Here is a 15,727-nt window from a genome sequence, read left to right on the forward strand (position 1 = left end):
CTAGCTGTGTAAACTAAGAGACTGCGTTTCTGACAGTCTCTTAGTTGTTAGGCAAAAGGATACTATTCTATCGCATTCAATTCGCTCATTCCGGTGTAACTACCATCGGACGATTTCGTAATGTTGAACTTAAAGTAACGGGCAGTCTGCGTTTCAGTGAACTTGATTGTTTTGATATCGGGTTGTTCGGCTGAGGACGTTGCTGAGGTTTTGGTACCCACATACCAACCGATGATTTTCCATGTAAGCCCATTATCACTGCTAAGTACTTCTATATTCGTAAAGTCATCACTCTTGTATACATAATTGGGAATGATAGAAAACCCTTTTAGTGTTGTTGACTCTCCCATATCAAGTATTAGCCAAGCGGGCAATTTACCATTTGAGTCCCAAGCTGTATAATTATTTCCATCGATAACATTGTTAGCTCCCATGTCATTATATTGTCCACTTACAGTGACTTTCCAGCCTGCACGGTCTACAATATTTCCCATAAGGCCGCTGTTGGCCGGGTCGATTTGGTTGATCTTAATTTTGACATGGATATAAACAGTTTGACGGCTTGGATCAACAAACGGGTTCTGCATATTGTTGTCCTCTACAGCTGAGATCGGAAGCAAATACTCTTTTGCTGGATCAAAAGCTTTGAGGTTCGTTAATCTTAAACTGATATCAGCAGAATTTTGTCCGGCTTGTATGGTAGCCGTGGCATTGACGAATTGATAGGATCCCAATGGAAAGGCCTGATAGCTAGTTCCGTTTTTTTTATTGTAGGCTTCAATCAGGGCGTTGTCATCCTTTACGGTTACTGTTGTAGGAGTCTTAATTTTGGTATTTAATGTACTCTGTATTTGGATCAGGTCAGTTCCTGTCGTTACGCCATTAATATTTTCGAGGGTAATGTCTGTTATATTGCTATTATTTATCGAAATGCTCGTGGCAACTGATATAATTGGCACAGTGACATACATAACTTGTCTTCTGGCACTTACAGGAATATTATTGTCGGCCGTCTGTAATACAACAGGTACAACATAGGTGTTATCACCGGGTTTTAAACCTATGGATTTAACAAATTTGACGGTCAACGAGTCTGTTGAACTTGTTTCTCCCGCTTTTATGGTAACTTTATCATTGATCAGTTTGAAGGCTTCAGCGGGCAATGCTGGTGAGGGCATGGACAAATTGAGCATTTTGTCATATTCTTTTATCCATGTCGTATCAATGGAAGCTGTAACCTGGATATCCCGGCTATAGCTCCTTGTCAACATGACCGGAAATGCCACCGCTTTAGGTTCCGAAAGTATTGTATTGCGGAATACCGTAATGGACCGCCCTAACTGTATATTATAGGCTACGGATCCCGGTGAGTTATATACGGTCAGTTCCTCTAGTTCATTTGTTTTTTCTTTCTTGCAGGCTGTTAGGAAAAATAGGCCAGTACTATATAAAAGTATCGGCATATATAATGCTTTAAAATGTAGTTTCATAATTTACATCAGTTGAGAATATCAATTTTTAGGTGCAGGGTTCTGGATCTGGATGCCTTTCCGCAAGGTTGGAAAAGTCTGTCCTGTGCCATCTGGTGGTGCATCCGTTTCAATAATGTAAGCGCCGAAGCCCCCTTTTCTTCCTTCTTTTGGATTCCAGTATGCCATGCCGAGTACACTCCCGACGTCTTGGCTATCACGCATAAAACTCCGTCCAGTTCGTCCGAGTTCCTGCATATTTTCTAAAACGATAAATTTTTTGGAGGGCATCGTACCTACGGCAAATGTGTCGAAGCGATACTGTAATGCTGCATTCGTGTTTTGTTTATAAGATTGTTGCGCAAAATAATTAATATAGGGTGCTATGCCGAGATCAGTCTGGCCATCAATCATTAAGATCTTATCTGTATTGGACTTTGGACCAAGATATTTGGATAATCCTGCAAATAAGCGCTGGGTATGAGCATCATCCGTGGTTTCTCCTGATTGCCCTTCATCCCCGAAAATACTGTTATCACCATAACCAGGCTCATAATCGAGATCAAAACCATCAATTTGATATTTTTCTATGGTGTCTTTCATAGAAATAACGAGGCTATCAATGGCCAACATGAGGTCTTTTTTGGCTAATTCGGGGAAATTTTTGCGCAAAAGTTTTTCTGTACCAGAGCCAAACATACACCACACGAATTTTGTTCCCTTTTTTTTCCGAACCATCTGCATTTCTTCCCAGGCGGATCCTTTGGGTATCCCACCCCATAGGCTCACCAGATCCATGCTGTCGGGTAGGCCTTCAAAACGATAGGCCATATCCGGGCCTAGTGTATTGGCACCACTGCGGCCCCAATAGCCAAAACAGATTGCATGGTCACTTTTTTTATAGGTGCGGAGCGCTTCGTAGTAGGCCTCACTGCCAACAAAGGGTTGTAGTTCTTTGAATGTTAATGGTTCGGTCTGTTTGGAACAGCTTGTGAGAGCTAGTAAAATAAATAGTGCACTTATTGTATATATGATTTTATGTATCATGATCTTATCATTTTAAAATTTTGGATTACGTTAATGTCCCCCGCCCCTTATTCCCCCGGGCATTTTCCTTCTACTGGTAAAATATTAAATGGACTTATTATTTTTAGATCATTACCATGCCCACTGATATCCTTCACGATAAGTTTAGGGTCTGTTGTATTCAAAGGCCAGTAGGCTATCAGGTCAGGATCGGTTGGGTCTGCGGCACACATAAAGCTCCGGATTTGCGAGGTACTACGTGCGGTTCGCCAGATCCGATATTCAGCCAGTGTTAACTTGGCTGTGCCAGAAGTATGTCCAAAATCGGCTCCGCCGACTGCTGCTGTATAAGCACTGGTTAACAACGGCTTGCCGTCGATATAGTAGGTTAGTGTGCCCGATTTGTGTACCAATGCAAAATGGTACCATCTATTAATGCTCAATAGGGGTATCAGTGCATCGACTGGACCACTGGTAGGTTGCAGACTGCCGGAGGAGTTAAAGTGGAAGTAGGCTCCCTGATAGGCAAATAAGACGTTCTGCCACATATAGCCAGCTTCATTGCCATCAAACACACCGGCGCACATGAAGCGGCCTTCAACCGTAAAGTTTTCGTAAAAAGCGTTTGTCTCTGGATTCGTAAATGTTTTTGGATCGACCTCAAATCCCTCTACATAGTTTTTATTGGATAGTGTAAATTGTGCCGATTGTTGTTTAATGATGGATTCCAGTGTCAATAATGCAAAATCCTGACCGGGAATAGGTTTTATACCATTACCGACCTGCTTGATGCGAACCGGAATGGCATATAATCTGCCCGGACGGTGTGATTTCCATTTGTTGATGTCAATTTTAACTTCGATAGTGTTGGATAGGGCTGTACCTGAGCTGATATTCATATTTCCAGCTGAAAATTTAAAAGCCGAATCTGACAGCAGACTATAACTGGTATGATTAGTGGAATTATACCGTTCGAGGTAGGACGCATCCAGTGCTTCGATATTCACCTGTTCATTAGCACCCACTGCAAGCGCGGCTGAAGCGCTAATGTTGATGGAGCCCTTTCCTTCCTCTACATGCACGGGCACAATCTGAGAGGAAACAGCCTGAGTGATATATACTTGATTAATGAAGTCGGTGTCTCTGTTGCAGCCCATTACAGATAGTGCCAAGGCGATAATTAAAAGGACCCTTCGATTATTATATTGTTTCATCATTTCTTTAAGCTTATGTATTTCTATTATTTTTTATCCCACCATAACTTGGTACCGCCGAGGTCAGTCCCGCCGAGGAGTTGTACCCCTTTGGTCACATTGACCGCGTTTTGGATATATTCACTAGCTGGATAGGGGAGCCGTTTGATCGGGTAGGCTTCGGATAATCGACCATCATTTCCTTGGTTCCGTTTTATGCCAAATAATTTAGGATAGCCGGTACGTCTGTATTCACTCCAGGCTTCCTGTCCATTTGGATAGACCGCGATCCATTTTTGTGTAAGGATACGTTCCAGCTTTTTCTCAAAATTGTCAGCATCATTCCATTTGATTGTCATTGTGCTAAGCAGGCCACTGGTAGCGGCAACATTATTGTCACTGTTAATGGGATCACTGTATTCCGTCGGTGTGTTGGACGAATTGGCGAGATAGGCGGTAGCTCCACTCGCTCCCCATTGTTCAAAAGATTTGGTTACACCAGATTCATAGAGTTGTTGTGCAGCCCCCCCCATGTTCCAACCGCGCAGTGCACCCTCAGCTCGCAAAAAATAGACTTCTGAAGCCGAAAGCCAGGTTAATTGAAAATCAGTTTTTAGTTTGGAAAACGGAATGTATTTCGATCCATCTGCGATGATATTGCCATTTCGTATTCCCCGGTAGGTACTCACAGTATCGCCGGCAATTGTTGCTGCTTCAAACCAAAGTGCTAAGCGCGGATCCTTGTAACCTTTGAGAAAAGATTCCATATTGGCACTCATGCGGGTTTCGTCGTAGGCGTTGCTCAGGATGTCAAGCGGATTTCTGTATTTAATGTTCCCGCTTCCGCCGATTACTGCATTGGCACTGTTTTCGGTGATAATGCCAAATTCGTTATTGACAGCTTCTTCCGCGTATTGTTTTGCTTTATCCGGATCGACATAGGCTATCCGCATGGCTAATCTGAGTTTGAGAGAGTTAGCAAATTTGATCCAGAGCCTGTAATCACCACCATAAACAGCATCAAAGTTGGCCATGGGTTTTGCGCCCAATGCGGCATACTGTTTCAATGTGGTCACTGCCGTGTCCAGATCTTTAAAAAAGGAATAATAGATGACATCCATGGGATCGTAGGGTGAACCGAAGGTCCCGAGGGTAGTGCCTGTCTTAAAATATGGAATAGGACCGTACATGTCCACAATCCGGTGGGCGGCCTCCACTTTGATAATCTTGGCCAATGCCTTTACATCGGGATTATTAACCGCATACTTATTGATGGTATCGCTGTTGCGGACAATATCCGTATAAAAAGAATTGAACGCAACACCATTCCAGGATACAGCAGTAAAGTTATAAGTGGTTTGATCACCTGCGGCATTCCAGTTGTGGGTCATGCCATGATAGCCACCATAAATATCACCACAGAGATTGTTTATCCGCTGATAAGCATTGGCAGCATTTGTTCCCGTTCCACCCACAGCCAGAACGCTTTCCTGCATTTTTTTAAAGAATCCGCCCAGATAAACATTGTCCCTGTTGATAAATTCAATCGGCAGGGCATTGGGATTGGTATTGTAATCCTTAAAATTTTTTGTACAGGAAAAAAGGCATAGGGGCAGGAGCAGTAGAACAAACCAGCGCCGATCGATGTATTTTTTTTGATTCATATTCTAGAGTTTTTGTCGATTTTTAAAATTGAGCATTGATACTAAAGCCGAAGCCGCGTAAACTGGGTTGACGGAAATAATCGAATCCCTGATAATAAGTCCCCGATGAGGCTGTGCTTTCGGGATCAAAAGGGGCTTTGTTGTAGATCATCCAAAGGTTATTGCCTGTTACAGCCAACTTGAGGTTTTTGATGGTATTTCCAAACATTTTTCCAGGGAAGCTGTATCCAAAGGATAGCTCGCGTAGGCGAACATTCGTCGCACTATAAACATAATTGCTCAGTACCCCTTCCAGTCCACTCCCCATTAGACTATAGGATTTCTGCACATCCGTATAGGGTTGTCCATTGACGGTTACTTCCCCAATATCACGGGCGTCTGCGCTTGTCTTTGATACCCCATAGGCATCCATCATGGCTTGGGTGGCAGAGATACCTACACCTCCCACACGGGCAAATAATTGAAAATTGAGACTAAAGCTTTTGTAGTTGAAACTATTGTTCCAGCCAACGGTATACTTCGGATCGGAGTTTCCAACAAAAAGTTGTTTTGAGCCATCAACTGCCAAGGGCAAGTTCACATAACCATTTTGATCCAACATGAGGTGGGAAGTAGTATAGATCGGACTTAATGTGCTGCCTACACTCAGACGCTGTAGATAGCTGCCACCACCGGCCACATCGAGATAAGGCACGGATACTGCATTTCCATTGGCGTCCTTGGTGTTAAAGAGTTCGTTGACTCTAGTTCGGTTGAGTGTATAGACAATATTGCTGATCCAGCGGACCGGACCTATTGTGCCATCATGACCCAGATTAGCTTCGATCCCCTTATTGTCTACTCGGCCTGCATTGATCAGGAATGAACTGTTACCACCACTGGAGGCAGACTGGCGGACGGTAAAGATTTGATTAAGGGTTTTTGTTGTGTAAAGCGTGATATCCAAATTAATCTTATTGTTCCAGAATTTAAGATTTGTTCCCAGTTCCCAGGATTTTGTTCGTTCTGGTTGCAGAGGATAATGCAGCGGCGAGTTCTGATCAATATTGCCCACATTAAGTAAGAACACCTGCGGCCCGCCATCATATCGCTCGGGTGGTTTGCCTACTTCAGCGTAGTTGGCCCGAACTTTCGCATAAGATAAAATTGGCGATTTGACATTAAACAGATCGGTAACAATCGCCGAAGTACCAAATGCCGGATAGGTCAGGTAGAGCTTAGATTGTGGATTAAAATAGAGTTGGGAATACCAGTCCGTCCGATAGGAAGCATCGAGAAAGAGCATGTTTTTATAGGATAGACTGGTTAGGCCATAGAGGGACTGGAAACTGTTACGGTCAGGTTGCCTGGCGATTCCGGCTCCCGCGCCCACACCACCGTTTCCGGCGACATTGTCTGTTGTAAAAATATTAGGTGGTGATCCTCTGTCTATGTCACCACCAGCACTCAAAGATTCCATTCGGTCTTCTGTACGCTGCCCACCGAGATTCGCCGTCAGTGTAAAATCGCCAAAGTTTTTCTTGATATTGGCCATCAAATCCGCATAGAGTTTCTGTGCTGTATTGTTGGTGATTCCAAAACTGCCACCATATCCTGCGAAAAGGTTGTCAGTACTGGCGTAACGTTTAAAACTATTTTTTCCATCTACCCGATCCATATTTGCACGTCCGGTTATTTTGAGCCAGTCTGTTACATCATAGTTAAGGGTGAATGACATCAGTAACCTTTTGTTGAAATTTTCATACGACTCACGATTGATTATCCACCATGGATTTTCGGTACGGAATTGATCCCCGATATTGGGCCAGTACTGCGTTGGATAATTGCGTGATAGGTCATAACGCTCGTATACTTTAAAGGCCTCTATATTGCTTCCGGGAGGAAAGAGGTAAATTGGCACCAAAGGATTATGGTAGAGCCCCTGGGCGATCATATTCTGTTCGTGTTGCGAACTATAGCGGATATTGACATCCGATGTCATTTTATCGTTCAGAAATTTCGCTGTATTGCGAAAAGATACATTATAACGTTTTAACTTGTTATTGGGGATGATACCATTACCACTAACCTGTGCGGCCGAGATATAGGTTTGATTCTTTTCCGTTCCGGTAGAGAAATTCAGCCCAAAAGTGGTATTGTTTCCTGTTTGAAAAAAATCACGTGGTTTATAGGTTGATGACGTAGCCAATTTGTTGCCCCAACTAAAGAAACTTCCATCATCCGTTGTTCCATAGGTATTTTGAAATTCAGGCATCACAAGTGGATTAAAAAACATACTGTTATTGTAGGCACTCAGTGTTGTTTTATTATTCTTGTTCCCCGATTTGGTGGTAATTAAGATCACACCATTCTGTCCTAAACTGCCATAGAGGGCAGAAGCTGCTGCACCGGTCAGTGCCGAAATGCTCTCAATATCCTCCGGATTGATGGTGGACATAATCTCTGAGCCGGTGTTAGCTGAATAAATATCTCCTATTTTCCCTGCGGGTTCATTGGAACCGCTCGTAGAGTTCATTGCAATAACACCGTCGATCACATAGAGCGCATTATTGTCACCCTTGATTGATTTGGCGCCCCGCATAATAACCCTCGCTGCGCCACCGATTCCTGTGGAACTCGAATTGATCGTGACACCAGCAATCTTGCCCGCTAGGCTGTTGACAAAGTTAGCATCCTTGACACGTACCAATTCCTCATTTTTGACGATCTGGACATTGTAGTTGAGAGCACGTTCTGCCCGTTTGAGGCCCAAGGCTGTGACAACCACCTGATCAAGTGACTGTGCATTTTCCTGCATCGTTACTGCGATGCGGTCCTGTCCTGCAGCGATCGTGATTTCCTTTCGCAGATAGCTGACATAACTAATGATTAAAGTATCCCCCGGTTTTGCTTTGATCGTAAATTGGCCATTTGCATCACTGGCCGTCTGTACAGCGGATCCTTTGACTATAATTGTAGCTCCCACAATGGGATCGCCTTTGGTATCCCGGATGGTTCCTGAAATGCTTTCGGCCTGACTTGAAGGAGGCTTTGCTATATGGGTATTTTTTTCCATACCAATTGCGACATGGCCTTGTGTTTGCAGGCCGGCTAGAGCAAGCAATACCAATGGCAGTTTTTTCATTGGTCTCCGTTTGGAACTACTGCATAAATGTAAATTGTCTTGGGCAGTTGAAGCCTTTAATTGCATGATTTTAGAGGGTTTAAATGTGTGTTAAAAGCTGAATTATTTGATCTGTTTAATCTCCATTGCTCCAATGTGAGCGTAGTTGAGAGAATAATTACCGGAGTTAATGTCAACAAACAAGCATTAGCCGGAAAGGTAGATATGATGTGCATAAATGGTTTTAGTTTATAGTATTTATGAAGACATGACGGTTGAGTTGTCGGATTGTCCCGAAAAAAAATACGATTGGCACCAGATTACCACCTAATGCCAAATCATAGAATCCTTTCTGATCGTAAAAGGGGGGCCAGTTCTTTCCGGGCTTCGTCATCTTTGAGCATATAAATATTCCGGTAAGGAATTTTTGAAAAATGCAGTACTGTATCGGCTCCGCTTTGGGCGTAAAATATCAATACGTTATAAACAACCCTCCCCCGCCTTTTTCAATGTAATCGAAGGCCCGTATCTTGCCCGCCATCACAAGGAAATAGCATCGCGGCTTTTGCTTACTGATCAGGATATAAATCTCATGTTGGGCACTCGCCGGAAAGTTCACTTTTTCACCGCAATACTCTCGGTAGGCAACGACCTGCATATCTGCTGTATCCACCGTCGTCATTTTCTCTTTTCGGATTTTCTGCACATGCCGATCAAATATCTTTAAACGCTCGGCATCTGAATAGCGTGAATTTAGCACTGGCGGTAAGATGATATATTTTTTTGCCAGCACTGCGGATTTGGTTTTTGAGCCGAAAACCGCTTTCACAAAACCGGTAATCAGGACCGTATCTTTCGCCTTATCCTGACAAATACCACATGTCACTGTTGCCATCAATAGAAACATCAAGAAGACATATTTCTTTTGGTTTTATTGACATCCACCTTGTTGTTAATGAAGATTGTCTCCATGCCAGGCTTTTGCCTGTTTGACCAGTGCAATGACCCCCGGATTAATTTCAGCCTCCGGTCCCGCAGCCATATCAGCCGGCTCTTTCCGGCAACTATAGCTTACTATGAACAGCGTCACAACTAATGACAAAGCATAAAATCCATTCATTATTATTTTCATATGTATTCACAATTGATTTTAACGCATATGCATAACAAGACGGCCAAACATCAAAATTGTCCCGGTTTTTTTTATTTTTTTCGGGACAATAAGACGCTTTGTCCGTCTTGGCCTTATATCAGCACATTAAAAATAGATCGCTATGGTATTTGAACCGTTCAAAAAAAAACAGGGATTAATGCTTATTTTGCTTATCGCCATTTCGGTCATTGCCTGCAAGAAAGAAGACGCAGATGAGCCCGATGTATCACCGCGTACCGGTACACGACGGGAACTCACGCTGGATTCGCTCTACCTGTATGCCAAGCAGATCTATTACTGGCAGGAGGCTTTGCCCGACTACGCCAGTTTCAATCCACGACAGCGCTATGCTTCCATTCCTTCCGAAATTGCGGCCTATCAAAAAGAACTTTTTGATATCACTCAGTATAAATTAAATCCGGCGGGGCTCGCCTATGAGCGCCCCATCTATGGCGAAGCACCCCGTTATTCCTTTCTCGAAGCCGCAAATACCTTCACGCAGCATACTGCAGCGCTCGGTTCGGCAATTCCCACCAAAGCCCCCACGCAACAGCTGGAAATGGATAAAAATAAAACCGCCTATCTTGCCATTACTTCCTTTGGGCTCCTACAGGATATGCAGGAAGACCTGGATAAGCTTTTTGCTAATTTTGCTAACCGGACGGTAGAAAACCTGATTATCGATCTACGGAATAATCATGGTGGTTATGTCGAAACAGTAGCCTATCTGGCAAACCTCATTGCACCTGCGGAGCTGAGCGGAAAGGTGATGTATTCAGAACGCTATAACCCCCTATTGCAGGCCGGGAAAGCAACGATCTTGCGCCATCAGCCTTATTTTGACAGCGATGGTAAAACGAAAACCTATCAGGGCCGACAGGCGACATTGGCAGATATAGATTTCTCCGAAGCCGGCAATACGACCAGATTTAATAAGATTGGTCCATTAAAAACAATTAAGAAATTGTTCTTTTTGGTCAATGGACAAACAGCTTCGGCAAGCGAGCTCTTGATCAGCTGTTTCAAACCTTATCTGCCCATTCGGCTCATCGGTCAGACCACTTATGGCAAACCCCTGGGCTTCTTTGCCATCACTATCGATACCTATCAAGTTTACCTAGCCAGCTTTCTGCTGCGTAATGCCGATGGCTGGTCCGATTATTTCGAAGGCATACCACCGGATATCGGCATAAACCCCGACAGAGATTCCCCTGCGGGAAGCAATCAGGACAGTTATATCCGAGCGGCCCTAAATGCTATTCAAGGCAAAGCAATTGCAGGATCATCAGCAAAAGCTGCCAATCCGTCCAATTCCCAACTGTCTGACAAGCGGATGCAACAACAGATCCAATACATCCCGATAATCAAGCGGCATTATCAATTAAAAAACCGGGAATAAACCAGCAGCTTCCGTTACCGCCCCGGTCAGAGGAATCACGGGGCATTTATCTCTACGCAACAAAAAAGTTCGGGACAATTGTCCGGTTCAACCGTCTTCTAGGTAAAAGAAGTTTTATGCCACACCTAACAGCTGTAGCCAAAAATAGAACAACGGGTTTCCAACATTCAAAAACCAAAGACGAGATGACGGCAGCGATTTTAACCATGCTCTATTACGAACCGATGTTATCCATATTGTGTATTGCCAATAAATTGTCCTGGAGTATTCCATCTGTTAGCAAGCAGATCAAGAAATTGAGGGATAACAACATCATTATCGAACAGGGATATGCAGCTTCCACGGGTGGAAGAAAAGCGATGCAATATCGATTGAATCCCGCCTTAAAACAGCAGGTGGTGAGCCTGACCATTGACCAGTTTTACATGGGCATTGCCCTGTCCAATCTCAGTGCTGAGACGGTTCTTTGCGAAGATCATATCGCGATTGATCTGCAGGATAGGTCGGCAGCAGAAGAAATCATGCTGGCCCTGGAGAATTTTATCACCGTTCATCAGATCAACCCACACGATCTACTTGGGATCGGTATCAGCATGCCGGGCTTTGTCAACACCGCGTCAGGGCTGAATGAGTCTTATTCCAGCAACACAGCGTTATACAACCTGAAAGACAATATCCAATCCAAATTTAATGTACCCACGGTGATCGACAACGACTCGCGCTGTGTAACCCGTGCTGAATTAAAAATCGGCAGCGCTGGCGGCTTTGGCAGTGCGCTGGTGATCAATGTAAATTGGGGCGTCGGCCTCGGGATTTTAGTACAGGATGAACTATTTACGGGTGTTTCCGGATTTGCTGGTGAATTCAGCCATATCCCCCTCACTGAGGGTTCGGTATTTTGTTCCTGTGGAAAAATGGGCTGCCTGGAAATGGAAGCCTCCTTGTCTGCTGCCATACGGAATATGGAAGAAGCCATTGCCAATGGAGCCTCGTCCATGTATACCAAACTTCGGAATGAATACAGAAATAAAGGGGATGCGCTGGTTGTCGCGGCACAGCTCGGAGACCGATTGGCCATTCATCATATCGGCAAGATCGCCTATCTGCTTGGCAAAGGTATCGCCATTTTGATCCATATTCTCAATCCACAAAAAATTGTAATCAGCGGCCGGGGAGCCGAAGTCGGTTACCTCTTACTCCCCCATATCCAGGCCGCCATCAACGAACATTGTATTCCCAAGCTGGCTCAGAAGACCCAGGTTGAAATTTCGGGTCTACATAAAAAAGCGCAGCAGCTTGGCACGACCGCACTGGTCATTGAAAAATTGATACCGGGTATACTTCAACAAACATGTAACACAAATACTTAATTTATGAGTCTATTTTACAAGAAAGCAGCTGGAATGGCGATATGCACACTTTTCAGTGTGACAAGCCTCTATGCGCAGCAAATCGGAGGCATCGTTTCGGATGCCAAAGGCCCGCTTGCGGGCGTCAGTATTACGGTCAAAGGCAGCAACAGGGGTACCAAATCGGGTCCCGATGGATCTTTTACGATTCAAGCCGCTAAGGGCGACATATTGCGGTTATCCATCATCGGCCATAAGCCTCTGGAACTTCCGGTCGATCCAAGCGGAAAAATGAATGTTATCCTGACGGAAGATGCCGCTACTCTCGGTGAAGTGGTTGTCACTGCCATGGGCATCAAACACTCGCCCAAAGAATTAGGCTATGCCATGAACACCGTAGATGCTAAGGACCTGACCAAAACCGGTTCACCCAATTTCGCTGGCGCACTGTATGGCAAGGCACCGGGGGTGCGGATCTCGGCGGCACCCGGAGGAGCAACGTCGGGAATCAATATCAACATCCGTGGTATCAACTCCATTACGGGAACCTCCCAGCCCCTGATTATTATCGATGGTGTCCCCCTGCGTACCACCACATTTAACAATGCCGGTTACTGGCAGGATTCACGAGCGCGGGGCAATGGGCTGGAGGACCTGAACCCCGAGGACATTGCGAGCATCAGTGTCCTGAAAGGTGCATCTGCGGCGGCTTTATATGGTTCCGAGGCGATGAACGGCGTGGTACTGGTAACCACCAAATCGGGCAAGGCAGGCGCCGGTTTTACCCTCGATTTCAATGCCACCTATACCCATGACCGCATCGCCTACCTGCCCCGTTTTCAACAGGTCAGGGGATTAGGCTATTCGAAGGCTTATCAGGACGACAAGCAGGCAGATGACCTGTTTTTTTACAATGAAACGCCCGTCAATGGTGTCAGTAGGGGTATGATGAATACCCAGCTCAATTTTGGTCCCCTTTTCGATGGAAAAGACATCATCGCATGGAATGGCCAGGTACGCCCGTATTCTGCACAGAATGCCTATCAGAAGTTTTTCAACAATCCCAATAACAGTATTTTCAATCTCGCGATCGGAAATAGTACCGAAAATTCCACCATCCGTTTTTCGCTGACCCGACAGGACAATCAGATGACGGGACTGGATTCCTACAACAAGAAAAATATCGCCAACCTGAATGCCAACTTTAACCTCTGGAAAAAATTCAAAAATGATGTTGTGATCAATTTCGTCAATCAGCATACCCACAATAGGCCCTTACTGACCGACCGGCTGGTCAACAATTTTGCGGGAATGATTTCCACCTTTGACAATCCGGAATGGTATTTTGATAAGTACCAGACCAGTCTGGGGTACAAATATGTGCTGGAGGGTGCCGGTGCACAAAGTCTGACACCGAAAGAAAATATCCGTTACAATGGCTACCGTGGCGATGTATTGGAATATTTCTGGAATGCCCGGGCAAAACAATACGATGAATACGCCAATCGATTAATCGGATCCTATACCGCAACCTGGCTCGTCAACAACGAGCTTTCCCTGCGTGCCCGCGTATCCGCAGATATTACCGCACTGCGGACAGAAGACCGGCAACCGAATGAAAAACCGGTGGTTTTTGGTTATTCCGGTTTTTTCTCCCTGGGCAATCAAAACGCGAACATCTATTATACGGATCTGTTGGCGACCTACAACAAGCAGCTGAATCCCAACGTCAAAATTGGTATCGTGGGCGGCTATACGGCCACACGTTCGCAGGACGTCTATGTGCAGAACCAGACCGATGGCGGACTGGCGGAGCGCAACTGGTATGATGTCAATGCCTCCTATAACCTGCCGATTCGAAGTGATCGTTACAACTACCGAAATTATTCCCTCCGCGACGCCTTCTTTGGTACCCTGAATTTTAATCTCAAAGAATTCTGGAATGTCGAGGGTACACTGCGCCGTGAAGTGATCTCCACCATGCATCCCGATCAGAATGTCCTCTACTACCCTTCGGCCAACTCGAGTCTGATCCTTTCGGATGCCTTTAAATTACCGGAGATTTTCAACTATGCCAAACTTCGCGCCTCCTGGGGTATTGTCGGACGTTATCCTGATATTTATCAAAGTGCCTTATTCTACAATCAGAAAACCCTGGGTGTACAATCCGCAGGAGGCCCTTCGGTCGTTTATACCACTGTGCCAACAACAGATTTTGGCTATGAGGGTATCCAGCCCGAAACCAAAAATGAGGTCGAATTTGGTCTCGAAACCCGGCTATTCAAAGGTCGCTTGGGTGTGGATATCACCTATTACAACAGTGTGATCAAAAACCAGATTATGCGGTACACCCTTCCGATCAGCTCCGGGTCCGGAAATGTTCTCACCAATCTAGGTAAGCTGCACAACTCGGGCTGGGAATTTGCCATCAATGGTCTACCCATTCAGGGGGAACATTTTAAATGGTCTTCGACCCTGAATTTTTCGATGAATAAAAATATCATTCAGGAATTGCCCGGCAATGCCGAAAGTCTGACCTTGCGGGACTATGACGGTGGTGCGGCACAGGTTCTGGCCCGCGTTGGTCAGCCCATAGGTGATATTATGGTACGCCCCGTCCTTAGGGACGAACAGGGCTACAAACGGGTCGGTGCCAACGGCCTCTATCAGCTGGACGGCAATTCCTGGATCAAAGCCGGCAATGCCATGCCCAAAGCTGTGGGCGGTTTCGTCAATAATTTCACCTACAGAAATTTTAGCCTGGATGTACTGGTTGATTTCAGGCTCGGTGGCAGTGTCATGCCCACGGGAATCAACTGGATGATCAGCAGGGGGCTGCTCGAAGAAAGCCTAAACCATATGGATGCCGCCCATGGCGGACTTAGCTATTACCAGACCAAAGACGGTGCTGGAAACACAATCGGTATCGCCACCACCGGGACGACAGGCCCCAATGGTGAGACCGTCTACCACGACGGCATGCTGATGGACGGCGTGCTTGCAGATGGCAGCAAAAACAGCAATATTATCTCACAGGCGACCTATTATGACAAAACCTATAACTGGGGTGGGCCACAATACTCGCAGTCCCGATATGAGCTGTATGTGCAAAAAAACAACTATGTAAAAATGCGTGAGATTTCCTTTGGGTACCGTCTGCCTGCTGCTGTGGCCGCCAGGTTAAAAGCCAAAAACCTGCAGTTGTCCGCTTTCGGCCGCAACCTGTTTTTTGTCTACCGGTCGGTCAAGGACCTGGATCCAGAGCAGATGACAGCCGGAGACAACTGGATCAACAATGTTTCCAATGCAGGAACATCCCCTGCAACCAGAACCTATGGTCTTATGCTGCGTGCCAGCTTTTAATACAACAA

The 15,727-nt window shown here is 45.3% G+C and carries 10 protein-coding genes; 3 read left to right on the top strand and 7 right to left on the bottom strand.

The window, feature by feature from the left end:
* Nucleotides 1-62 precede the first annotated feature (62 nt).
* From BWD42_RS07550 to BWD42_RS24470, 7 genes are all read right to left on the bottom strand, one after another.
* A complete protein-coding gene (locus tag BWD42_RS07550) occupies nucleotides 63-1,490 on the bottom strand; it encodes a BT_3987 domain-containing protein (protein WP_077434648.1) in 1,428 nt (475 codons plus the stop codon).
* Between the two features lie 21 nt (nucleotides 1,491-1,511).
* Entirely contained in the window at nucleotides 1,512-2,516 is a 1,005-nt protein-coding gene (locus tag BWD42_RS07555; RefSeq protein WP_077434650.1) for a glycoside hydrolase family 18, read from the bottom strand.
* A 47-nt stretch (nucleotides 2,517-2,563) separates the two neighbouring features.
* Nucleotides 2,564-3,712 (bottom strand): BT_3987 domain-containing protein, encoded by a 1,149-nt coding sequence (locus BWD42_RS07560; protein ID WP_077434652.1) that lies wholly within the window; start codon nucleotides 3,710-3,712, stop codon nucleotides 2,564-2,566.
* A gap of 23 nt (nucleotides 3,713-3,735) precedes the next feature.
* A complete protein-coding gene (locus tag BWD42_RS07565) occupies nucleotides 3,736-5,352 on the bottom strand; it encodes a SusD/RagB family nutrient-binding outer membrane lipoprotein (RefSeq protein ID WP_077434654.1) in 1,617 nt (538 codons plus the stop codon).
* A 22-nt stretch (nucleotides 5,353-5,374) separates the two neighbouring features.
* Nucleotides 5,375-8,476, bottom strand: a complete 3,102-nt coding sequence (locus tag BWD42_RS07570; protein ID WP_175991991.1) for a SusC/RagA family TonB-linked outer membrane protein — start codon at nucleotides 8,474-8,476, stop codon at nucleotides 5,375-5,377.
* Nucleotides 8,477-8,927: 451 nt separating this feature from the next.
* Nucleotides 8,928-9,350, bottom strand: coding sequence for a hypothetical protein (locus tag BWD42_RS07575; RefSeq protein WP_139351052.1), 423 nt, complete (start codon nucleotides 9,348-9,350; stop codon nucleotides 8,928-8,930).
* 57 nt (nucleotides 9,351-9,407) lie between these two features.
* The gene (locus BWD42_RS24470; protein WP_139351053.1) at nucleotides 9,408-9,587 is read right to left on the bottom strand and encodes a hypothetical protein; all 180 of its coding nucleotides are present in this window, start codon (nucleotides 9,585-9,587) and stop codon (nucleotides 9,408-9,410) included.
* A 142-nt stretch (nucleotides 9,588-9,729) separates the two neighbouring features.
* Between BWD42_RS24470 and BWD42_RS07580 the strand changes: the two genes are divergently transcribed.
* From BWD42_RS07580 to BWD42_RS07590, 3 genes are all read left to right on the top strand, one after another.
* The gene (locus BWD42_RS07580; RefSeq protein ID WP_077434660.1) at nucleotides 9,730-11,007 is read left to right on the top strand and encodes a S41 family peptidase; all 1,278 of its coding nucleotides are present in this window, start codon (nucleotides 9,730-9,732) and stop codon (nucleotides 11,005-11,007) included.
* A gap of 116 nt (nucleotides 11,008-11,123) precedes the next feature.
* Complete coding sequence (locus BWD42_RS07585) at nucleotides 11,124-12,377, top strand: ROK family protein (RefSeq protein ID WP_077434662.1); 1,254 nt, start codon at nucleotides 11,124-11,126, stop codon at nucleotides 12,375-12,377.
* A gap of 3 nt (nucleotides 12,378-12,380) precedes the next feature.
* Nucleotides 12,381-15,719, top strand: a complete 3,339-nt coding sequence (locus BWD42_RS07590) for a SusC/RagA family TonB-linked outer membrane protein (RefSeq protein WP_077434664.1) — start codon at nucleotides 12,381-12,383, stop codon at nucleotides 15,717-15,719.
* The last annotated feature ends 8 nt before the right edge of the window (nucleotides 15,720-15,727 follow it).

Origin of the sequence: Sphingobacterium sp. CZ-UAM (assembly GCF_002000245.1) — a bacterium.
Lineage (GTDB): Bacteria > Bacteroidota > Bacteroidia > Sphingobacteriales > Sphingobacteriaceae > Sphingobacterium.